The following is a 22,660-nucleotide window of genomic DNA, read 5'->3' as shown; positions in this document are numbered from 1 at the left end:
CAAAAACATAAAAAATGAATCTAAATATAAATTTAAGAAAGAGTGTATACCTAATGCTAGTTTTAGCATTAGGCACACTAAATAGCTGTGATGACAGTGTTGATACAAATCCGCTTACAGCTACCGATATTGATCCTTCATTTACCATCACACCAGTTGAAGGAGCCATGAATACCTATCTTTTAACAGCGCAGACAAAAGGAGTAATCTTATCAAAATGGGATACTGGAGATGGTGCTTCAGTTGGAAAAATGAATCAGATAATTTCTTTACCTGATGCTGGAAAGTATACAATTACACATACAGCAGTTGGAGCTGGTGCTACTATGGCAACAGCCTCTAAAGAAATAGTTGTTGCTCAGACAGATCCTGCAAAAGGAAATTTAGTTCAGGGTGGAACTTTTGCTACTGCAGCTGATCAAGCAAAATGGATAAGCGCAAATTTAAGCGCAACAGGAGCGGCTTTTTGGTCTTATGCTAATAACAGTGCCACGATTCATTCTCCTGGAGGATGGGCTCAAGAAGGAATTTATCAGGCAATTGATGTTGTAAAAGATAGAGAATACACTATCGATATGACAGTTTCTTGTCCTAGCGGTTTAAAAGAAACTTTTTTTGAAGTATACGCTGGTAAATCGGTACCAAAACCAGGTGTTGAGTATAAAGACAATAAAGTAATGGGATTAAGTACTTGGGATGGCTGCGGAACATCAAAATTTTCTGGAAGATTATCTGGAATTGGATGTGTGAAAAACGATGCTACTGGTACAGTTTCTAATGTGGTTAAATTTTCTGAAAGCGGAAAAATATATCTTTTAATTAGATCTGGTTGTAATGCGACTGGTAACGAACCAATTACTGTTTCAAAAATTGAATTCAGAGGAAAATAAAGAGTTAAGTTAAGTTTAAGTTTAAGTTTGGTTGTAAAATAGCCCGTAATCATTATGAGTATGGGCTATTTTTAAATTCTTTAAAAGATAAAAATCAGGTTTAGATTTTCTCCTAAAAACTTCAATTAAAACAATAATAATTGGAAGCAAATGAAAAAAAATAGTCTAAAAATTTTATGCCTTTTGTTTACAGCTGCCACTTTTGCGCAACAGCCAAAAACAAAAAAAGAATTTACAACCAATGGTAAAAAAATAACCGTTTATACCACAGCAGAAAACTCAAAGTTAAGATTGACATCAACAGATAATTTAACTTTTTCTGCAGCAAAACAACCTTTAGAAACCGAGACTTCTGTATTTGTAGAACCTGCTAAAAAGTTCCAGACTTTTATGGGAATTGGTGGTGCCATTACAGATGCAAGTGCCGAAATATTTGCTAAACTTTCAAAAGAAAAGCAGGCAGAATTTTTAAATGCTTATTATGATCAGCAAAAAGGAATTGGTTATTCAATACTAAGAACAACGATTCAAAGTTCTGATTTTAGTAGTGGAAGTTATTCTTATATAGAAGAAGGAGACAAAGAACTCAAAACTTTTTCTATTGATCATGACAGACAATACCGAATTCCGTTAATAAAACAAGCGATTCAAAAAGCTGGAGGAAAACTGACTACTTATGTGGCGCCTTGGTCTCCAAATGCCTTTATGAAAAGCAACAAAAATGTATTAAAAGGCGGAACACTTCTTCCTGAATACTATCAAACCTGGGCAAACTTTTATGTGAAGTTTATCAAGGCATACGAAAAAGAAGGAATTCCAATTTGGGGAACTTCTACACAAAATGAGCCAATGGCAGTTCAAACCTGGGAATCTTGTATTTATACAGCAGAAGCGGAAAGAGATTTCATCAAAAATTATCTTGGACCAACTTTGAAAAAAGAAAACTTAGGAGATAAAAAAATTATCGTTTGGGATCATAACCGTGATTTAATGAATTACCGTGCCAATGTAATTTACTCAGATCCGGAAGCATCAAAATACGTTTGGGGAATGGGATTTCACTGGTACGAAACATGGTCAGGAGGTGCGCCGATGTTTGATAATGTTGCCAAAGTAAATGAGGCCTATCCGAATAAAAAGTTAATGTTTACCGAAGGATGTATCGAAAAATTTGATGCAGCAAAATATCAATTTTGGGGTAACGCAGAACGTTACGGAATCAATATGATTAACGATTTTAATAACGGAACGGTTGCCTGGACAGATTGGAATATTTTGTTGGATCAAAATGGAGGTCCAAATCACGTTGGGAACTTTTGTTTTGCACCAATTCATGCAGATACCAGGACAGGAGAGTTAATTTACACTCCGTCTTATTATTACATTGGACACTTTTCTAAATTCATTCGTCTCAATGCTGTTCGAGTGAGTACTGCAGTAAGCAAAAGTGCTTTATTAAGTACTTCATTTTTAAACACCGATGGGAAAATGGCAACAATTGTAATGAACCAATCTGCAAATGAGCTTACTTATAATTTGATTATTGGAGCTGAAAAAGCAGTCGTTAAAATTCCGCCACGAGCTATACAAACGCTTGTTTATTAATATTTTGTAGTAAAGTGTAGAAGAGGACTAATTTGAATCATCCACATTAGTCTTCTCTTGCTTTGATTAAAAAAAATGTTTTTTGAACAATTATTGCTAACTAAAAACCACAGAAAATGAAATTAAATTTGAAAAATACCATAAGAACATTCCTCTTTATGGCAGCTGTATTAGCTCAGGTAAAGTGTTCTTCTTCAAGTGATCCTGTAGAAAAACCTCCAGTAGATCCACCAGTTGTAAATCCTCCTGTAACGGTTACAAACGATGTGGATTTTTGGCTAACAAAAGGAGATCAAAGCGTTTTATTGGCCAAACAATCGGGAACATTAGGTTTTGGCACTACAGCAAATACTTATAGCAATATTGAGGTTAAAGAATCTCAGAAATACCAGACTATTGATGGTTTTGGTTATACATTAACAGGTGGAAGTGTCGAAGTAATTAATCAATTAAACCCAGCAAAAAGAACAGCTCTTTTACAGGAATTATTTGGTTCTGGCGAAAATTCAATTGGAGTAAATTATATCAGAATAAGTATTGGAGCTTCAGATTTAAATGCCGTACCTTTTACTTATAATGATCTTGCTACAGGAGAAACAGATCTAAATCTGGCAAAATTTAGTTTAGAAAAAGACAAAGATTTAATTGCGATGTTAAAAGAAATCTTAGTTATTAATCCGAAGATTTTGATTTTAGCTACACCTTGGTCAGCACCTCTTTGGATGAAAGACGTAAACAGTTTTAAAGGAGGAAAACTGAAAGCAGAATATTACGACGTTTATGCGAAATATTTTGTAAAATACATTCAGCAAATGAAAGCAGAAGGAATTACAATCGATGCTGTAACTCCTCAAAACGAACCACTTCACGACGGAAATAACCCAAGTATGTATATGTCTGCAGCAGATCAAGGAGCCTTTATTAAAAAGAGTTTAGGACCTGCATTTAAAGCAGCAAATCTAAATGTAAAAATTATTGCTTATGATCATAATTGTGATAATCCAAATTATCCAAAAGCAATTTTAGCAGATACAGATGCTTTTCCTTTTGTAGACGGATCTGCTTTCCATTTGTATGCAGGAGATATCAGTGCATTGACAAATGTTTATAATTCATATCCAACTAAAAATGTCTATTTCACAGAACAATGGACTTCCTCTACAGGTCAGTTTGGAGGTGATTTAAAATGGCATCTTCGAAATGTAATTATCGGTTCGATGAGAAATTATAGTAAAAATGCATTAGAATGGAATGTCGCAAATAATTCAAGTTTTGGTCCTCATACAGTTGGTGGTTGCGAAACGTGTAAAGGAGCTATAACCATAACTTCTGGCGATAGTTTTCAGCGTAATGTTGCCTATTATATCATCGCACACGCTTCAAAATTTGTTCCTATGGGTTCTGTTAGAATTGAAAGTAATTCTGGAGGAAACTTGCAAAACGTGGCTTTTGTAACGCCTTCTGGTTCAAAGGTTTTAATTGTTGAAAATGACGGAAATACAACGGAATTTTTCAATATTAAATTTAATGGAAAATGGGTTGCCACTTCTCTTGAAGGCGGATCTGTGGGAACTTATACTTGGAAATAGATACTTGTAAACAATTTCAAATCTTAAGATTTTGACTTTGTTAGGTTCAAAACAAAAAAGTAGAAGAAATATTATTTATCTTGATATTCAATTTATTAACTAAACCACTTAAATAATAAAAAGATGAAAATGATCAATCTCGCAAATAGAGCAGGAATTTTTACTTTAATTCTGTTATTCGTGTTTCAATCTTGCAGCAGCAGTAACGATACAAGCGATAATCCTGAGGTAATAACCCCTGATAAAGTTTCTGTTCAAGTTGATATATTAGGTAAAACTGCCGAAATGCCAAATGGAGACGGAAGCGGAAAAATACGCCTAACAATTAAAGCGGCCGATGCAAAATCATATAAAGTAGTTGTGAACAATGAAACGAAAGAGTTTAAAACCAATGATTTTACATACGAGTTTACACAGCCAGGAACTAAAGAATACACTATAGATATAACCGCTTTTAATGGAATAAAGTACACATATGCTTCTACAAAAGTCAATATTTTCGTAGCAAGAAAACTAATCTGGTCTGATGAGTTTGATGTTAACGGTGCACCAAATCCTGATAAATGGGATTATAATACAGGAACAGGAGACGGTTGGGGGAATAATGAATTGGAATATTATACCAAACGTCCTGAAAACATCATTATCGAAAACGGAATTTTAAAAATCAAAGCCATTAGAGAAGACTACATGGGAAGTCAATTTACTTCTGCAAGAATTCTTACTCGAGGCAAATTTTCATTTAAATACGGAAGAGCAGAAATTCGTGCAAAACTGCCTGTTGGCGGTGGAACGTGGCCTGCATTTTGGCTTTTGGGAGATAATCTGGATACGGTTGGATGGCCTGCCTGTGGCGAAATTGATATTTTAGAATCAGTAGGGAATAATCCAAATGTAATTCACTCCTCCTTGCATTCTCCAGGTCGTTCTGGAAATACTCCTGATACTGCAACTACTACAAATCCAACTTCAGCTACGGCGTATCATATTTATGCTGCAGAATGGAGTGCAGAAAATATTAAGTTTTATGTAGATGATAATTTGTTTTACACTTACAAAAACTCAAGTACAACACCATTTAATGCTAAGTTTTTTATCATTCTAAATTTTGCCATGGGTGGAAATTTTGGAGGAGCAGTTGATCCAAACTTTAAAACTTCAACTTACGAAATTGATTATGTGAGAGTGTATAATTAACATAAGTTTTAAATAGATTTTTTTCGCTGAAGTCACGGAAACAGTAGCTTTACGGATTAAAATTTTTTAACATGAAAAAGATACACAAACTTGTTTTAGCATTCGTATTCCTTTTAGCAGGAAATTCATTTTATGGTCAAAATCTAAAAATTATGACGTATAACATTCGTCTGGATGTAGCATCAGATGGAGAAAATGCTTGGCCTAATCGAAAGGATTATTTTAATGGTCAAATCAAATTTTACAGTCCGGATATTTTTGGAGTGCAGGAAGCAACGCCAAATCAAGTTTTAGATATTGCATCGGCTCAGACCAATTATGACCGATTTGGAATAGGAAGAGAAGAAAACGGATTAGGTGAAGCGTGTACGATTTATTACAAAAAAGACCGTTTTAAAGTCGAACAATCCAACACTTTCTGGTTATCTGAAACCCCAGAAAAAGTTTCTAGAGGTTGGGACGCTGCTTGCAATAGAGTTTGTACGTACGGACTTTTTAAAGATTTAAAAACCAAAAAGACATTTTGGGTTTTCAATCTTCACTTAGATCATATGGGAGAAGAGGCGAGAGTAAAAGGTGTTCAGCTTGCTCTTTCTAAAATAGCAGCATTGAACACTAAAAATTATCCAGCTTTTTTAATGGGTGATTTCAACTCAGAACCAGACACAAAACAGATTATGGAAATCAAAAAAGTAATGGATGATACCAAAGATGTTTCTAAAGAAAAACCTTTTGGTCCATCTGGAACTTTCAACGATTTCAAACACAATGAACCTGTAACATTATTGCTAGACTACATTTTTGTCTCAAAAAATAGCAGTCTAAAAATTCAAAAACATGCAGTGTTAAGTGATTCAAAAGATTTAAAATATCCCTCGGATCATTTGCCTGTTTTAATAGAAATAGATTAAAATGAAAAACATCAACAAAAAACTTCAAATCCTGGTTTTACTGCCCTTAATTGCAATGCAGTTCAACTGTGGATCTTCAACAAATGCTGTAAAAAATACTGGAAAAGTTTCTTCTTGGATCACCACTACAGATGAAACTTCGAAACTTAAAAAACAACCTGAATTGGTTTTTACTTCAGAAACAAATTCAAATCAAACCATTGAAGTAAATCCATCAGAGAAATTTCAAACCATTGAAGGTTTCGGATTTTCATTAACCGGAGGAAGTGCTCAAGCGATTTTAAAACTAGACAAGCCAAAAAGAGAAGCACTGCTTCAGGAATTGTTTTCTAGAAAAGAAGATGCAATTGGTTTAAGTTATATAAGAATTAGTATTGGAGCATCAGATTTGAATGAAAAAGTTTTTTCGTATGATGATATGCCAGAAGGCCAAACAGATTTAAATCTGGAACATTTTAATCTTGGACCAGATTTAAATGATGTTATTCCGGTTTTAAAAGAAATTTTAGCCATAAATCCGAAGATAAAAATAATGGGTTCTCCGTGGTCGCCACCCGTTTGGATGAAAGATAACGGAAGTTCAAAAGGCGGAAGTTTGCAACCAAAATACTATCAGGTTTATGCCGAATATTTTGTGAAATACATTCAAGCGATGAAATCACACGGGATTGTTATTGATGCCATTACGCCTCAAAACGAACCGTTACATCCTGGAAATAATCCGAGCTTACTGATGTTGGCAGAACAGCAAGCCGATTTTATTGGAAATAATTTAGGTCCCGCTTTCGCGAAAGCAGGAATCAAAACCAAAATCATTGTTTACGATCACAATTGCAACAAACCAGAATATCCGTTGACGATTTTAAAAGATCCGAAAGCAAATCCGTTTGTGAGTGGATCAGCTTTTCATTTATATGAAGGAGACATTAGTGCTTTAACGACAGTTCATAATGCATTTTCAAACAAAGATTTGTATTTTACGGAACAATATACAGGAACAGGAACCAATTTTGAAACGGATTTAAAATGGAGTGTGAAAAATGTGGTAATTGGTTCAATGCGAAATTGGAGTAAAAATGCACTTTCGTGGGGATTAGCAAATGATGAGTTTTACAAACCTTTCACGCCAGGAGGATGTTCAACTTGTAAAGGTGCTTTGATGATTGATCAAAATCAAAACATCAAAAGAGAAGTAGGATATTATATTATCGGACATGCTTCTAAATTTGTTCCAGAAGGTTCGGTGCGAATTGCAAGTAATATTTCAGGAAACTTATACAATGTTGCCTTCAAAACTCCATCAGGACAAACTGTTTTAATTGTAGAAAATGACGGAGCTTCGGCAGAAACTTTTAATATAAAATACAATCAACAACAAACTTCAACTACGCTAAACGCAGGTGCAGTTGCTACTTACGTTTGGTAAACAGCCTAAACTATGAAAAAAGTAACCACAATTACACTGTTTATGCTTTCGCTCTTTGCGTCGGCACAACAGTCAATAGATCAGAAAGTCAATGATCTATTGAAGAAAATGACAATTGAAGAAAAAATTGGTCAGCTAAATCAGTATACTGGCGACAATCAGGCAACTGGACCAATTACAATCAATCCGAACAAACAAAACGAAATCAAACAAGGTTTAATTGGTTCGATGCTAAACGTTATCGGAACAAAATATACCAGACAATACCAAGAATTGGCCATGCAGTCAAGACTTAAAATTCCGTTGTTATTCGGACAAGATGTTATTCATGGTTACAAAACGACTTTTCCACTTCCTTTAGCAGAAGCAGCAAGTTGGGATTTAGCTGCAATCGAATTAGGAGCGCGAGTTGCGGCAACAGAAGCAGCAGCAAGCGGTATTCATTGGACATTTGCACCAATGGTAGATATTGGTCGTGATCCACGTTGGGGACGTGTAATGGAAGGTGCAGGAGAAGATACTTATCTAGGTTCTAAAATTGCTTATGCGAGAGTAAAAGGTTTTCAAGGAAATAAATTAGGAGATTTAAACTCCGTTATGGCCTGCGTAAAACACTTTGCAGCATACGGAGCAGGAGTTGGAGGAAGAGATTACAACTCTGTAGATATGAGTGAAAGAATGCTTTTAGAAACCTATTTGCCTCCATTTAAAGCGGCTTTAGATGCTGGTGCGGCAACTTTTATGAACTCTTTTAATGATATTAACGGAATTCCTGCAACTGGAAATGCACATTTACAAAGAGATATCTTAAAAGGAAAATGGAACTTTCAAGGTTTTGTAGTTTCAGATTGGGGATCAATCGGAGAAATGGTAGCACACGGTTACTCAAAAGATTTGAAAGAAGCAGCTTACTCAGCGATTACTGCAGGAAGTGATATGGATATGGAAAGTAATGCCTACCGTAAACATTTAGCAGAATTAGTAAAAGAAGGCAGAGTTTCTATTGATTTGGTTGATGATGCTGTAAGACGTATTCTTCGCAAGAAATTCGAGTTAGGTTTATTTGATGATCCTTACAAATATTCGGATGGGAAACGTGAAGAAAAAGAACTAAATAATCCAGAGCATAGAAAAGCAGCTCGCGAAATGGCAGAGAAAAGTATCGTTTTATTAAAGAATGAAAAACAGACTTTACCAATTTCTAAAAGTGTAAAGACAATTGCTTTTATTGGTCCGATGGTAAAAGAGTACAAAGCCAATATGGGATTTTGGGCTGTAGAATTACCAGAAGTAAATTATGATAAATGGGTAGTTTCGCAATGGGATGGCCTTCAAAACAAAGTAGGTAAAAACACAAAGTTATTGTACGCAAAAGGTTGTGAAATTACTGGCGACAATAAAGATGGTTTTGCAGAAGCTGTTGCAACGGCAAAACAAGCTGATGTTGTTATTTTGAGTGTTGGTGAAAGACATGATATGAGCGGTGAGGCAAAAAGCCGAAGTGATATTCATTTGCCAGGTGTTCAAGAAGATTTGATCAAAGCGGTTCAGGCAACAGGAAAACCAGTTGTAGTTTTAATTAATGCTGGAAGACCTTTGGTTTTCAATTGGACAGCAGACAATGTTCCTGCGATTATGTACACTTGGTGGTTAGGTTCTGAGGCTGGAAACGCAATTGCAAATGTTTTATTTGGAGATTATAATCCGTCTGGGAAATTACCAATGACTTTTCCTAGAGAAGTAGGACAGGTGCCAATTTATTACAATCATTTCAGCACAGGAAGACCAGCTAAAGATGAGAATTCATTTAACTATGTTTCGGCTTATATCGATTTAAAAAACTCTCCAAAATTCCCATTTGGATATGGATTGAGTTATACGACTTTTGATTATTCAGGATTGAAATTATCTTCAACTAAAATGAAAAACAACGAAACAATTAAAGTTTCTTTCCAATTGAAAAATAGCGGAAAAGTAGCTGGAGAAGAAGTCGTACAGTTGTATTTGAAAGATAAATTTGGATCTGTGGTAAGACCAGTTTTAGAATTAAAAGATTTTCAAAAAGTAAAATTGAATGCTGGAGAATCTAAAACTATCGAGTTTACAATTGACAAAGAAAAACTTTCTTTCTACAATAATAAATTAGAATGGGGAACTGAACCAGGAGATTTTGAAGTAATGATCGGTGCTTCATCTGCAGATATTAAATTAAGATCTGATTTTGAATTATTGGCAAAATAATAAAATAAAAGGGGCATTAAATAAGCCCCTTTTTTATTACAATTATTTAAGACGTTTCTTAAAATTGAATTTGATAAGATTCATAAAACCTTGTTCAATAATATCAATTCCAATTCCGAAATTACTATCAGCGATGGTGTGATGATCATTTCTGAATTTTTCGAAATCATTAGTAGGAATTTCTAAATTCACTAAAGGCTTAAAATCAATCACAATCGATGCTCCGTTTTTGGTTACTTTTTTACGGCTTGTAAAATCAAAATAAGGATTATTGATCGTACTTTCTTGAATGGTAAATTTCTCTTCTGTATCTATTCTTTGATCAGTTTGAAGATTGATTTCATATCTTTCATTATCAAAATTATGCCAGAACGGAATGTCTGTGTGCATAAAATCCCTCGCATTATTCTTTACCACATTTCGGTCAAAATACATTAAAAAACGATTCTTTTGCGAATCAACAAAATAAGGATTTTCAATAGAAGCTTTATATTGAATCGTAAATTCGTTCAATTTTTTATCATCGCTAACAATATCAATTGCAGCATTTTGAAAAATGGTTCTTATATCAGTTCCATTTCGGTCATTCGAATAATTTAAAGTATAAAACAAGAAATTATTCCAGCTGTCGATGATTTCTCTTTTGTTCGTGTTTTTAAAATACTTACGCATGTAATTCGCGCGATTTCCTTTGTAAGTCGTAGTCAGTTTTAAAGCACCAGAATTGTTTTGAGCGCTGAAATCTGCTTTTTCATTAATACCGTAGTAAGGAAATTTGTGTGGTTTTTTAATTTCCAATTGTTTATTTGGTTTCACTTCCAAATAATGCATGAAGTAGATAAAACCACGATTTTCAATTAATCCAAATTCATCTCTGGCAGTTGCGTCAATAAAATAAGTTTCATCTTTATAATTCACTTTTACAATCACGTGATTGAAAGTTAGCAACGAAGGGAGATAATGTGAAATATAATGATCTGAATTAAAATTGACCAAAATTACAGAAGAATCAACATTGATATAATCCAAAACAACTTTCAATAAAACCGATTTGGCTTTACAATCTCCTTGTTTATTTTCGTAAGTAACTGCAGGTTCTTGGGGCTTATGCCCGTTCATTTCATCTGCATTAAAAACATAATAAACATGATTTTGAACATAGTCAATGGCAAATTGCAAACGCTCATCTTGATCAGCGATTGCATCTAGTTTTTCTGCAAGGTTTGGAGCAAATTCTTTTAAAGAAGATTTGTTGTAAATTTCTTCGTAAAGAGGCGAAATATAATTAGACAAATCTGTCCAGTTGCGATCTGTAGCAAAATCGATGTATGGTGCAACTTCTCTGTTTTCATCAAAAGAATTGATATAGTTTTCCTTTTCGATTACAAATCTTTCGCCTTTTTTCAGCAAATTAATTTCTGGTTCCAAAACGGTTCCATTTTCATCTCTGAAGAATGTTTTCTTGTAAGCAATCGTTTCTTTACGGTCATTGATAAATGTAAATTTATAATTTCCGTAAGCCCAATACGTATTTGGAGTTACATAAACATATTTTAAAAATTCTTTACGAAGAAAATCACGATCACTGAAAACTTTAACTCTTGAATCTTCGGTAATTAAAATATCATAAAGACGTAAATCTTTGATCGTAATATTTACTTTTTTACTACTGCTTAGGATACCGCCTTCACTTTGGCTTTCGTTATCTAGAACTTTAATTTTTGTATCTGGAATTTTGTCAATTAAAACTCCATCTCTTAAAACGCTGATTCGGTGAATAACGTAAGTTTCATTTTCTTCCACAATTATGTCTTTTGCAGAAGCGCTTTCCATATTTGACGGCTCGTTCAGTGTGTAAGCAACGCAAGCATATTCGCTGTTTTCGGTGTCGCTTGTGTAATAGATTTTATCTAAGAAATAACAGAAATCGCGACCTTCGTCAACTTGTTTTTTTGAAAAATCAGATTCTTTTATGTATTCGATCAGCTGATTGTCATCAATTTTTGAAGCCCAGTCTCCAGGTTTTTGAATTTTATAACTTTCTGATTCTACGATGTTTTCCATATCTGTGATTTGTAGGTGTATATTCTTACTTTAAAAGAATAAAAATAAATAATAATAAACGATTTAACTCTATTACTATTGTGAAATTTATGATAAAAAAAAACCTCACTCGGAAAGAAAGTGAGGTTGCATTATAAATTATATTACAGGGAAAGGTTTATTTCAAAACAGTATTTACAAAATCCATTACGCCAATTCCTTTGTACGAAGCATACAAAGCTTTTTCATAAGCTTCTTGCTTGGCCTTTTTATTTTTGGCATCTTTTTCAACAATCATTTCATTAAAAATTCTTTCTTGTTCTTCACTATATTTTAATGAAGCTTCCAAAAGATACGTCTTAGAAACAAATCCGAATGAAGTCCAGATTTTGGTTCTAATTTTTTTATTGATGTTTTTTAACGGATTGCTAATCATAACTTCTGTGTTTAAATTTCTACGCTCACTTGAAGAAAAATGGAACAGCTTGTATTATTTTTCTTTAATTTTTAACAATTAAAAGCATTAATGTGTTATTATGACGCAATGTAATTATTTTTTTTAAATTTGACTTTAAATTATAGTTAAAATTGTAATTCATACACTTCTATAATTTATCAAAAAAGTACTTGATTTTGTAAAAATGAAGTAAATTGCATCGTTATTAGAAGGATTTATACTCAATTTGAATGTTAAAAGACATTATAGATAACAACGAAAACTACCAGCCAGGACTTTCTATCGACTGTGTAATTTTTGGTTTTCATGACAATCAGTTAAAAGTTTTATTGATAAAAGTAGAACGCGCCAAGAAATGGTCTTTACCAGGCGGTTTTATTCCTGTTGATGAAGATATTGATACTGCTGCAAATACAGTCTTAAACGGAAGAACAGGCGTTGAAGGCGTTTTTTTAAGGCAATTTGCAACCTTTGGAAAGGTCAAACGAAATGATCAGCATTTTGACAAAAAAACACTCGAATACCTGCAAATTGATGAAGAAAAAGGAAAATGGCTCACACGTCGTTTTGTTACGATTGGCTATTATGCCTTAGTAGATTTTTCGAAAATTATTCCTAACCCAACTGGAAGACATGAAATTGTAGAATGGATTGATCATAAAGAAGTACCAGAACTAATTTTAGATCACAGAGAAATTCTGGATAAAGCTTTGGATACTTTAAGAGCCGAATTGAATTTAATGCCAGTTGGTTTTAATTTGCTGCCAGAAAAATTTACAATTCCAGAACTTCAAAAATTGTATGAAACCATTTTGGATAAAAAACTAGATCGTCGAAATTTTTTACGCAAAATCACCAATATCGGAATCCTGACTAAACTGGACGAAAAGAAAAGTAACGTAGCACACAAAGCACCAAACTTGTATTCTTTTGACAAAGAGAAATACGATGAGGTTCTTAAAAATGGTTTGAATCAAGGTTGGTAGAAGCAGACTTTAATCTTTAAAAATGATGATTATGGTTTCAATTGACGAATTTAGAAAATTAGCATTATCATTTCCAGATGCTGGAGAAGAACCTCACTTTGAGAAAACCTCATTTCGAATCAAGAAAAAGATATTTGCCACTTTTGATGAAAAAAATAACCGAGCTGTTTTAAAATTAAATGAAATCGATCAATCTGTTTTTTGTTCGTCAAGCGAAAAGATTTTCTATGAAGTTCCCAATAAATGGGGAAAGCAAGGCTGGACCATTGTACAACTCGCAAAAGTAAGACCTGAAATGTTTGAAGATGCTTTAATACGTTCGTATGAGAATGTAGCTTCAAAGAAAACATAGAACCATTTCTACATTAGATTTGATTCTACAATAGTTCTAAAAGTCAGATTTACTCTTGGTTTTGTTGTTGTTTTAGTGGGAGGAAGTCGATGCAACCAATAGGTTTGCGTTTCATCTTTCATAACCAACAAACTTCCATGTTCTAAAATTAAAGAAACCTTTTCTTTAGATTCTTTATGTTTGAAAGCAAATTTACGCTCAGCACCAAAACTTAGAGATCCGATTGCTCCATTCTTTTTTAAATCCTTTTCGCCGTCACTGTGCCACGCCATTCCTTCTTCACCAGAATGGTACAAATTCAGCAGACAGGAATTGAAAGTTTCTCCTGTTTTTTCTTCGATAATGGCTTTTAGTTTTAATAACTCAGGTGTCCAAGGAAGCGCTTTTTTTGTGGTGTTGGAATAAGTATATTCAAATTCTTTCTCGCCATACCAGGCTACTTTTCTTTTGGTTAAAATTAATTTCCCGAAGATGATGGCTTCATCATTTTTCCATTCAATGGTATTCAATAAAATATCACGATAGTAATCTGCTTCTTCTCTGGAAAACAATTTTCCGTAATAATTTACAGTCCCATCTTGCGGAAGTAAATTGGTGTTTTCGTCTGTTTGAGGATTAAATAAGTCCATTTTTCCAGTTTTGATATTCAGTTTTCATGCAATGTCCGCAAGGTCTGAAACCGTTTTGTTTGGCTTCATTCTCAGAAGAAAAGAAAACACGATTTTCGCGTTTCATTCTTTTTCCAGAAGAACATTTAAGTGTTCCGTAGATTTTTAATTTTTGGTTTCCACCAAAGCAAATTTCGCCTTTTTTAATTTTATTTCGAAGATCTAAATCTGAAATTTTGTTGTGATGAAGCATATTATTTAAAGATAAATTTCTCGCAAAGTCGCAAAAACGCAAAGTTTTTGTTCTATTTAAGAAGCAAAGAATTTAAAACTTAAAACATAAAGTTGAGTTGTCTATTTTGCGACTTCGCGACTTTGCGAGAAATAAAATTATGAAAGAGCATCATGAAAAATTATTCCCAATGTATATCGTTCGCCTGAATGAATTTCGCTTACTCCATGTTTCATATTCACGCGATAATACCCTTTTGTACCTTTTACAGGTCTGAAATTGGTTGTAAAAACTAGAATATCTCCTTTTTTAGGTTTTAAAACAATAGCTTTCGATTGTGCTCTTGGTATTTGTTCCGTTAAAACAAATTCGCCACCAGTAAAATCTTCATCGGGTTCATTTAGAAAAAGTACAATTTGAATTGGAAAATAAACATCGCCATACAAATCTTGATGTAAAGTATTGAAGCCGCCTTTGCCATATTTTAGAATTAAAACTGTCGCTTTTAGTTGATTATTGTCATGACATTGCTGTAATAACTCTTCATGTGTTTTTGGAAAAATGGTATTGATATTTAAAGCTTTCATCCAAGAATTGGCAATTGACGCTAGTTTCGGATAAATCAAAGTTCGAAGTTCTTGAATCAAATCAGGAAGCGGATAATTGAAATATTTGTATTCTCCCAAACCAAATCGATAACGTTCCATAACAACTGTTTTTCGGTATAAATTAGGATTGTCATAATCAAATTTTAAGTCTTCGCATTGTTCATTATTCAACACATTCGGAATAATGGCAAAGCCATTTTCGTGCATAGATTCGGTGATGCTTTCCCAGTTTTGAGAAGCAATTTTTGATTGTATATTTTGCATAAAGAAGTTTTAGATTGAGATTTTTTTTCGCCACGAATTACACGAATTGCACAAATTGCACAAATTTTTCATCAAATTAAAAAAAATAAATTCGTGTAATTCGTGGCGAAAAAAACTTAAAGATTTATTTGCGCGCCTTCCCAGCCAATAATGGCTGTTTTTCGGGTATTTCCCCACATATAACCGCCAAATGTTCCAGAAGATTGGATCACGCGATGACACGGAATTAAAAACGCAACAGGATTACTTCCAATCGCTGTTCCAACGGCACGTGATGCATTTGGTTTCTGAATTTGATTGGCAATAGAACCATAAGTAGAAAGCTGTCCCATTGGGATTTTCAAAAGTGCTTCCCAGACTTTCAATTGAAAATCGGTTCCTTTTAAATGCAGTTTGATTTCTGATAATTTGCTCCAGTCATTCTGGAAAATGAAAAGTGCATTTTGCTGTGATAAATCCAGTTTTTTAGAAAATTGTGCATTCGAAAATTTATCTTTTAAGGCGATAAATCCTGTGATTTCATCTTCGGCGAAAGCCATAAAACAAACGCCTTTTTGTGTTGAAGCCACAATAATATTCCCAAACGGACTTTCAGCAAAACTGTAATTGATTTCAAGATTTTTTCCTCCGTTTTTATATTCGGCTGGCGTCATTCCTTCGATATTTACAAATAAATCGTGAAGTCGGCTTGTGCCAGAAAGTCCAGTTTCAAAAGCAGTTTCTGAAATTGTTGCCTGATTTTCTTTGAGTAATTTTTTGGCATGTTCAATACTGGTATATTGTAAAAACTTCTTTGGACTAGTTCCTGCCCACTCGCTAAAAAGTCGCTGAAAGTGAAACGGACTCAAATGTACTTTTTCCGCCACTTCATCTAAATTGGGTTGATCTTTAAAATTAGCTTTGATATAATCTATAGCTTCGGCGATACGATTATAATTGATGGTTTCTTGTGTGTTCATCTTCTTTCCATTTTATAATACAAATATCGATTGGTTTTAGAAGGTATAAAATCTGAAACTTGCTTTGTTTTTTTCTGCCACAAAGACGCTAAGGCACGAAGTTTTTTTTTTAGTATTGTTTGCTTTTATCAAGGTCGAAAAACTAAAAAGTAGAAACTTTGTGACTTAGTGTCTTTGTGGCATTACTTCAATGAGCAGTAGTCTTCGAAAAAACATTAATCACAATAACCCCAATTATAATTAATGACAAACCAATAATTGCGGGTAAATCTGGAATTTCCTTAAAGAATACGGCACCTATAATCGTAATTAAAACAATACCAACGCCAGACCAAATCGCATAAGCAAAACCAACGGGAATAGTTCTTATAGCAAAACTCAAACAATAAAATGCACCACAATAACCAATAACAGTAATAATGCTTGGAAGCATTTTGGTAAATTCTTCAGACTTTTTTAATGCTGAAGTTGCGATGATTTCGAAAATTATGGCTAAGAATAAAAACAGAAAATTCTTCATAGTTTACTTTTTTACAAAGGTAAAGTTTAAAGTTTAAAAGAATTATTTCAGTCTCTTCTTATTGGGAGATAATTTAAAAACAAAATCTAAAGAGATTACATTTTCAGGCTTAGATTGAGAAGATTTTTCTAGGTTTAGGAAACTTTGATTGTAATTTAAACCTATATAAAAAAATGAGCCCATCTGGTAATAACCATTTAATGTTGCTCCTAATGTTCTATTGTCTTTTGTTATGCCTGTTTCATCTCCAGGTTCTAGAAAATATTCGTCATAATGTTTGTGCCAAACATTTCTGGAATAGTTTAAACCATAGCCGACAGAAAATCTTCTAATTTTATGATTGTGAGTAATTCCAAAACTGAAAGAATTTAATCTTTCATATTCATCAAATTGTTCCAAAGGAACTGGAAAAGGAAGTTCAAAATCGCTGACAGCTCTAAAATTAGCCGAAAAATACCTCTTAGTAGTATAAAAATATTCGATCCCAGCTGAGAAACCGAAAAATCCTGTTTTGTTAATGTAATTTTCGCCAGATGGTTTAAAATGAAAAGTATTGACATAGGGCAACGCCAGAACAAAATTGAACTGACCTTTTTTTGTTGGATATTCTTTTGTGAAATGATGTTTGAATCCTGAAAAAGCTTTTGACATATTTGTTTTAATGATGCGAACAGAATCCTGAGTATCAAGAAAAACATTGTCTTGGTAATAAAATCTTTTCTGATTTGTAAAATCCGTAATGTAAGCTGCAGGTAATAATTCAAAGAATGCTAAGTTTCCAAAAACAAATTTTCCATCTACAGAAGGCAAGAGCATATATTTTGTTATCAAACTATCAGAAACCAATTCGATTGGCAGTTCTTTCTTGGATCTTTTAACAATTACTTTTGCAGGTAATTTATAAATACTGTCATTGATTTTTGCTGTTGCATTAATCGAATTTGTAGAAACTGAAAGCGTCTGAGTTTTTTTGTTGAAAATAGTAGCACAAGAACTTAAAGAAAAAATAAGAAGAATTAGTAAAGTATTTTTCGTCATATTTTATGCAGAATGAAAAGATTTAGTACTATTTTACACTGCTAAAATATAGATTTTAAAGTTGTTAAGAAATCGGGCTATATTAAAAAATCACCAAATTATTTTAAAATTTCCTTTTTTGAGGAAACACTAATTAACTTATAACCATTTTCAGTTCTTAAAAAATGAAAATGATCTTGTCCAAAATCGGCGTCATTTTTCGAATTGATTACGATATTTTTAACGGGATATAACCAATCTTTCGACTCGTTACAATTGTTGAAATACAGATCATATTCACTCGATTCAAAAATAAACTGATTCAGTCCGTCTGTTGATACAAAGTAATCTGTTTTCGGATTTTTAAGTTCCTCCAGCTTTAATTTTAAGTAGATATAATTTTGTTCTATAAACTTCGATTTCGGTACATTTAGCCATCCATCTGGCTCTTTCCAATACGTAATTTTATCGAAAGAATGTTTTTCTAAATTGGCTTGGGATAAATCTGAAAGTAAGGTGTTTTTGAGCCAGTTTTTAAATTCTTTTTCATAATTAATGAAAGAATAGTATTGACCATCAACTCCAAGGAAATTGTCTCTTGTTTTGTCTTTGCTTGGTTCTTTTGATTTTTGAAGCGAATAAAAATTCAAATTGTTATCGCTTTTAAAGCCTTTAATTAGAATTTTATTGTTGAGGTCAATAAGAAGCTCTTTTCCTCCAGTCCAGAAAAAATGTTCTCCCAAAGGATCTCTTTTCTTTTTAGCGTCTTTTAAGACAGAAATTAATCCGTTATGAACTTTTGATACATCGCTGTATAGGGCTGGAATTACAATTTTCCCTTCGCTGTTAAAGATTCCCATTTTATCCGTTTTACGATCTGTAAATCTGATAAAACCTTCGTTTTCACAGTCTGGACTATTGTCAAAAACATACAAACTATCGCGACCAACGACTTTGCCTTTTTTGGTTAAATAATAGCTTTCCCATTTGTTGTTTTTTTCTTCACTTACAGCGATTATGTTTTCAAATTCTCTTGCGGTTGTAAAACCAGAAAACTTGGGTTCAATCTTAATTACTCCGTTTTTATCTTTAAATCCTGTTAATGTGGTGTCTTTATTCGGAAATGCGACCCAAACATCATTGCTTTGAGCAAATGTTGAACAAGTAAGGAAATAGAATAGAGAAAGGGCGATAATCTTTTTCATGAAAAATGCTTTTATCTAAGATGAATTTCTTCTTCATTATTTTTTGCTTCGTCAAAACAATCAGAGCATAACATTTTGAAATCGGCTAAGTTTTGGAAAGTTTCTGTCCATTCTTCGCCGTTGTCTAAAAGATATTGTTCACAAGAGCCACACCAAGCAATTTGTGGAAGATCTCCTTCGGCTTCTGAATAATAAAAACCAACCTGATTTTTTGAATCTATTGCTGTTGCAAGATGAATACATGAAAAAGACATTTCTTTTAAACCGTGTATGTCGCAGGAAATTTTTTCGATCATTTTTGATGTTTTTGAATTGAAAAAAGAATTCTACATTACTTCAATTAACTTAAATCTTAAGTTATTATTGTAGAATTCGGTATGTAAAGTCAATTCGGTTTCTTTATTATCAAGGGTGAAAATCGTGGTTTCGATGCCGAATCCTTCTGTGGTATCATATTTAAAGATATCAAAATGAGTTTCCAGAATTTTGAGTTTGGGTAGTTTTTCAGTTTCAAAATAGTCGAACAATTCTTCTTTGATTTCTTCTAAAACAGCTGGGCTAATATTGAAATTATCTTCTAGGTTTTTGAAATTTTTTTCGTTAATACTTTCTATTAATTCACAAGTTAGTTTGAATGCTGTTTCTGCAATGCTTTTTTCAACCATTTTAAAGTAGGTTTAAAGAGGAGTTTTTATTTTTTCTTGTCTTGTTCTTTTCTGGCTTTTTCTTCTTCTTTAAGTCTTTTTTCTTCTTCGTGTTTTTTAACAAGTTCGGCTCTTTTGATTTTGTCTGACTCGATTTGTTGCTGTAAATCCTGAATTTTAGAAGAACTGGTTTCGATATCAGATTTTGATTTGTTTATTTTTTTTCCTGCTTTTTCAATTTTGCTTTTTGCTTTTTCGATATCTTTTTGTGCATTTGAATTATTTTCAATCGATGCTAATTCTTCTTGTTTTAATTTGAAATCAGCTTCTCTTTCTTCTAATTTTTTTGTTGCTTTTTTTAGTTTTTGTTCTTCTTTAGCCAGTTTTGTTTCTTTAGTTTCAATATTGTTCATCATTGTGGCCATCATACGTTGTTGTTGCTGTTGCTGCAAAAACATTTGATTTTGTTGTCTGAACATTGCATTTGAAGACTGCATTTGTCGCTGCATACTGGATTGAGCATTGATAAAAAAAGGAAAGGAAATTAATAACATTAAAATGATACGGAATCTCATGATTTGATTTTATTGGGGTTATGGTATTTCAAATTTAGGATTATAATTTAAGAATCGTCTAAAATATCTGATTAAATCTTACTTCTTGGTCTACGTAAGCGTGAGGGATAGGAGCTAGCTACCGAAGTAGCGCGGATAGCCCGACAGCATCCTGATAAGAGGGCGAATAAGCGTAAAGTATTTTTGCCCTCTTATCGGGATGGTGACACGCCCAAATGATTTTAGATTTCAGATTTTAGATTAAAAAAGAAACCCGACAAGTTTTAAAACTTGTCGGGTTTGAAAATGTGTTTAGTATTCTGTTCTTTTAAATTTTGCGTCTTCTACTGCAAGTTCTAAATCGGCTACTTTTTTGGAACTTATTTCTTCTTCGGTTTTTACTCTTTTTAGATTTTCTTCAATTTTAACGATTACTTGTTTTTGTTTTTCTGTATTTTTCTGAAGATCAGGATCATTGGTATTATTTTCAAGAGTTTTTAGCGCTTTTTTTTCTGCTCTCAAATCGAGTTCAATTTCCCATGATTTTGCGGCAAGTTTTATTAGTTTTCTTTCTTCTTTTTCTAATTTGGCTTGCATTTTTTCTTTATAATTTCTAGAAAGAGGTTTCACTGTTTCCAGTTTTGGAGTATTAGGACGCGACATTGGCATTCCGGTAATGGGATCATGAATTGGCGATTGCATGCTGTAGTCGACTTGGGCATGTGAAAAAAAGGGTAATATTATGATTAATAAAAGAAAAAAACGGGTTTTCATAATTTGGATTTTGTTGATCAAAAATATGTAAAAATAGCTTAGTAATTGAAAAAACAAAACCCGACAAGTTTTTAAAACTTGTCGGGTTTGATATATGATTTCAGTAAATCAGAAATCTACAATCTTAAATCTAAAATTGATTTTAGTATCTGTAGTATTCTGGTTTGAATGGACCTTGAACTTCAACTCCGATGTAAGCAGCTTGATCTTCTCTTAGAACTTCAAGTTCAACACCTAATTTTGCTAAGTGTAAAGCAGCAACTTTTTCATCTAAATGTTTTGGTAACATGTAAACGTCATTTTTGTAAGCTGCACTGTTGTTCCATAATTCGATTTGAGCTAAAGTCTGGTTTGTAAATGAGTTACTCATTACGAAACTTGGGTGACCTGTAGCACAACCTAAGTTTACTAAACGACCTTCAGCCAAGATGATGATATCTTTACCGTTGATGTTGTATTTGTCAACCTGAGGTTTGATTTCGATTTTAGACGCACCGTGGTTTTTGTTTAACCAAGCCATGTCGATTTCGTTATCGAAGTGTCCGATGTTACAAACTACAGTTTTGTCTTTCATTTGTTCGAAGTGCTCTCCAAGAACGATATCTTTGTTTCCTGTAGTGGTAATGATGATATCAGCATTAGCAATTACAGTGTTTAATTTTTTAACTTCGTAACCGTCCATTGCAGCTTGTAAAGCACAAATTGGATCGATTTCAGTAACTGTTACAATAGAACCAGCACCTCTGAAAGAAGCTGCAGTTCCTTTTCCAACGTCACCGTATCCGCAAACAACAACTCTTTTTCCAGCTAACATTAAGTCAGTTGCACGACGTACAGCATCTACAGCAGATTCTTTACATCCGTATTTGTTGTCAAATTTAGATTTAGTAACAGAATCGTTGATGTTGATTGCAGGCATTGGAAGAGTTCCAGCTTTTACTCTTTCGTAAAGTCTGTGAACACCAGTTGTAGTTTCTTCAGAAAGACCTTTGATTCCAGCAACTAATTCTGGGTAACGATCGATAACCATGTTAGTTAAATCTCCACCGTCATCCAAAATCATGTTCAATGGTTTTCTGTCTTCACCAAAGAATAAAGTTTGCTCAATACACCAGTCAAATGACTCTTCGTCAAGACCTTTCCAAGCGTAAACTGAGATTCCAGCAGCAGCAATTGCAGCAGCAGCCTGATCTTGAGTAGAGAAAATGTTACAAGAAGACCAAGTAACTTCTGCACCAAGAGCAATTAAAGTTTCGATCAAAACAGCAGTTTGAATCGTCATGTGTAAACATCCAGCAATACGAGCACCTTTTAATGGTTGTTCGTCTTTGTATTCAGCGCGAAGTGCCATTAAACCTGGCATTTCAGCTTCAGCTAGTTCAATTTCTTTTCTTCCCCAAGCCGCTAGAGAAATGTCTTTTACTTTGAAAGCCACATAAGGCGTAGTCGATGTACTCATTTATAGTATATTTGTATGTATTGTAAAATTTTTGCAAATTTAAGGAATAGCTTTTGAATTTTACTATTTTCTCTCAGATTTGTGAAATCTTTAATTTCTTAATCTTTAGAATGTTAGTT

The 22,660-nt window shown here is 33.3% G+C and carries 23 protein-coding genes; 9 read left to right on the top strand and 14 right to left on the bottom strand.

Annotated features, from left to right (window positions below; translation table 11 throughout):
• Positions 1-14: 14 nt before the first annotated feature.
• The 7 genes from NQQ59_RS12210 (at position 15) to NQQ59_RS12180 (ending at position 9,859) form a co-directional block, all read left to right on the top strand.
• Positions 15-890 (top strand): hypothetical protein, encoded by an 876-nt coding sequence (locus NQQ59_RS12210; protein ID WP_144215548.1) that lies wholly within the window; start codon positions 15-17, stop codon positions 888-890.
• A 150-nt stretch (positions 891-1,040) separates the two neighbouring features.
• Positions 1,041-2,495: a glycoside hydrolase family 30 protein gene (locus NQQ59_RS12205; protein ID WP_144215547.1), complete on the top strand. Its 1,455-nt coding sequence runs from the start codon at positions 1,041-1,043 to the stop codon at positions 2,493-2,495.
• Positions 2,496-2,611: 116 nt separating this feature from the next.
• On the top strand, positions 2,612-4,084 hold the full coding sequence (locus tag NQQ59_RS12200) for a glycoside hydrolase family 30 protein (RefSeq protein ID WP_144215546.1): 1,473 nt from the start codon (positions 2,612-2,614) through the stop codon (positions 4,082-4,084).
• Positions 4,085-4,207: 123 nt separating this feature from the next.
• A complete protein-coding gene (locus tag NQQ59_RS12195) occupies positions 4,208-5,281 on the top strand; it encodes a glycoside hydrolase family 16 protein (RefSeq protein WP_144215545.1) in 1,074 nt (357 codons plus the stop codon).
• Between the two features lie 71 nt (positions 5,282-5,352).
• Positions 5,353-6,192: an endonuclease/exonuclease/phosphatase family protein gene (locus tag NQQ59_RS12190; RefSeq protein WP_144215544.1), complete on the top strand. Its 840-nt coding sequence runs from the start codon at positions 5,353-5,355 to the stop codon at positions 6,190-6,192.
• A gap of 1 nt (position 6,193) precedes the next feature.
• The gene (locus NQQ59_RS12185) at positions 6,194-7,618 is read left to right on the top strand and encodes a glycoside hydrolase family 30 protein (RefSeq protein WP_144215543.1); all 1,425 of its coding nucleotides are present in this window, start codon (positions 6,194-6,196) and stop codon (positions 7,616-7,618) included.
• Between the two features lie 12 nt (positions 7,619-7,630).
• On the top strand, positions 7,631-9,859 hold the full coding sequence (locus NQQ59_RS12180) for a glycoside hydrolase family 3 N-terminal domain-containing protein (RefSeq protein ID WP_144215542.1): 2,229 nt from the start codon (positions 7,631-7,633) through the stop codon (positions 9,857-9,859).
• 42 nt (positions 9,860-9,901) lie between these two features.
• On the opposite strand, the gene NQQ59_RS12175 is transcribed toward NQQ59_RS12180, so the two are convergent.
• Together NQQ59_RS12175 and NQQ59_RS12170 are read right to left on the bottom strand one after the other, a co-directional pair.
• A complete protein-coding gene (locus NQQ59_RS12175) occupies positions 9,902-11,923 on the bottom strand; it encodes a hypothetical protein (RefSeq protein ID WP_144215541.1) in 2,022 nt (673 codons plus the stop codon).
• 157 nt (positions 11,924-12,080) lie between these two features.
• Positions 12,081-12,338 (bottom strand): hypothetical protein, encoded by a 258-nt coding sequence (locus tag NQQ59_RS12170; protein WP_144215540.1) that lies wholly within the window; start codon positions 12,336-12,338, stop codon positions 12,081-12,083.
• A 251-nt stretch (positions 12,339-12,589) separates the two neighbouring features.
• Between NQQ59_RS12170 and NQQ59_RS12165 the strand changes: the two genes are divergently transcribed.
• Positions 12,590-13,345: an NUDIX hydrolase gene (locus NQQ59_RS12165; RefSeq protein WP_144215539.1), complete on the top strand. Its 756-nt coding sequence runs from the start codon at positions 12,590-12,592 to the stop codon at positions 13,343-13,345.
• A gap of 31 nt (positions 13,346-13,376) precedes the next feature.
• On the top strand, positions 13,377-13,697 hold the full coding sequence (locus NQQ59_RS12160; protein WP_144215538.1) for an MmcQ/YjbR family DNA-binding protein: 321 nt from the start codon (positions 13,377-13,379) through the stop codon (positions 13,695-13,697).
• Between the two features lie 8 nt (positions 13,698-13,705).
• On the opposite strand, the gene NQQ59_RS12155 is transcribed toward NQQ59_RS12160, so the two are convergent.
• From NQQ59_RS12155 to ahcY, 12 genes are all read right to left on the bottom strand, one after another.
• The gene (locus NQQ59_RS12155) at positions 13,706-14,326 is read right to left on the bottom strand and encodes an alpha-ketoglutarate-dependent dioxygenase AlkB family protein (RefSeq protein ID WP_144215537.1); all 621 of its coding nucleotides are present in this window, start codon (positions 14,324-14,326) and stop codon (positions 13,706-13,708) included.
• A complete protein-coding gene (locus tag NQQ59_RS12150; protein WP_144215536.1) occupies positions 14,313-14,558 on the bottom strand; it encodes an Ada metal-binding domain-containing protein in 246 nt (81 codons plus the stop codon). The genes NQQ59_RS12155 and NQQ59_RS12150 overlap by 14 nt, the downstream gene beginning before the upstream one ends.
• Positions 14,559-14,695: 137 nt before the next feature.
• Positions 14,696-15,409: a 2OG-Fe(II) oxygenase gene (locus NQQ59_RS12145; RefSeq protein ID WP_144215535.1), complete on the bottom strand. Its 714-nt coding sequence runs from the start codon at positions 15,407-15,409 to the stop codon at positions 14,696-14,698.
• 116 nt (positions 15,410-15,525) lie between these two features.
• Entirely contained in the window at positions 15,526-16,368 is an 843-nt protein-coding gene (locus NQQ59_RS12140; RefSeq protein ID WP_144215534.1) for a bifunctional helix-turn-helix domain-containing protein/methylated-DNA--[protein]-cysteine S-methyltransferase, read from the bottom strand.
• A 187-nt stretch (positions 16,369-16,555) separates the two neighbouring features.
• Positions 16,556-16,888: a DMT family transporter gene (locus tag NQQ59_RS12135; protein WP_144215533.1), complete on the bottom strand. Its 333-nt coding sequence runs from the start codon at positions 16,886-16,888 to the stop codon at positions 16,556-16,558.
• 42 nt (positions 16,889-16,930) lie between these two features.
• Positions 16,931-17,926 (bottom strand): hypothetical protein, encoded by a 996-nt coding sequence (locus NQQ59_RS12130; RefSeq protein ID WP_144215532.1) that lies wholly within the window; start codon positions 17,924-17,926, stop codon positions 16,931-16,933.
• A gap of 98 nt (positions 17,927-18,024) precedes the next feature.
• Positions 18,025-19,110, bottom strand: coding sequence for a WG repeat-containing protein (locus tag NQQ59_RS12125; protein WP_144215531.1), 1,086 nt, complete (start codon positions 19,108-19,110; stop codon positions 18,025-18,027).
• An 11-nt stretch (positions 19,111-19,121) separates the two neighbouring features.
• Entirely contained in the window at positions 19,122-19,406 is a 285-nt protein-coding gene (locus NQQ59_RS12120) for a hypothetical protein (RefSeq protein ID WP_144215530.1), read from the bottom strand.
• A 30-nt stretch (positions 19,407-19,436) separates the two neighbouring features.
• Entirely contained in the window at positions 19,437-19,775 is a 339-nt protein-coding gene (locus tag NQQ59_RS12115) for a DUF7668 domain-containing protein (RefSeq protein ID WP_144215529.1), read from the bottom strand.
• A 26-nt stretch (positions 19,776-19,801) separates the two neighbouring features.
• A complete protein-coding gene (locus tag NQQ59_RS12110) occupies positions 19,802-20,329 on the bottom strand; it encodes a hypothetical protein (protein ID WP_144215528.1) in 528 nt (175 codons plus the stop codon).
• A gap of 291 nt (positions 20,330-20,620) precedes the next feature.
• The gene (locus NQQ59_RS12105; RefSeq protein ID WP_144215527.1) at positions 20,621-21,082 is read right to left on the bottom strand and encodes a hypothetical protein; all 462 of its coding nucleotides are present in this window, start codon (positions 21,080-21,082) and stop codon (positions 20,621-20,623) included.
• Between the two features lie 142 nt (positions 21,083-21,224).
• Positions 21,225-22,541 (bottom strand): adenosylhomocysteinase, encoded by a 1,317-nt coding sequence (gene ahcY / locus NQQ59_RS12100; protein ID WP_144215526.1) that lies wholly within the window; start codon positions 22,539-22,541, stop codon positions 21,225-21,227.
• Positions 22,542-22,660 lie beyond the last annotated feature (119 nt).

It is taken from the genome of Flavobacterium panacis, from assembly GCF_024649945.1.
Lineage (GTDB): Bacteria > Bacteroidota > Bacteroidia > Flavobacteriales > Flavobacteriaceae > Flavobacterium > Flavobacterium panacis.
The sequence above is the reverse complement of the archived record's forward strand: the minus strand, read 5'-3'. Positions and strand labels throughout refer to the sequence as shown.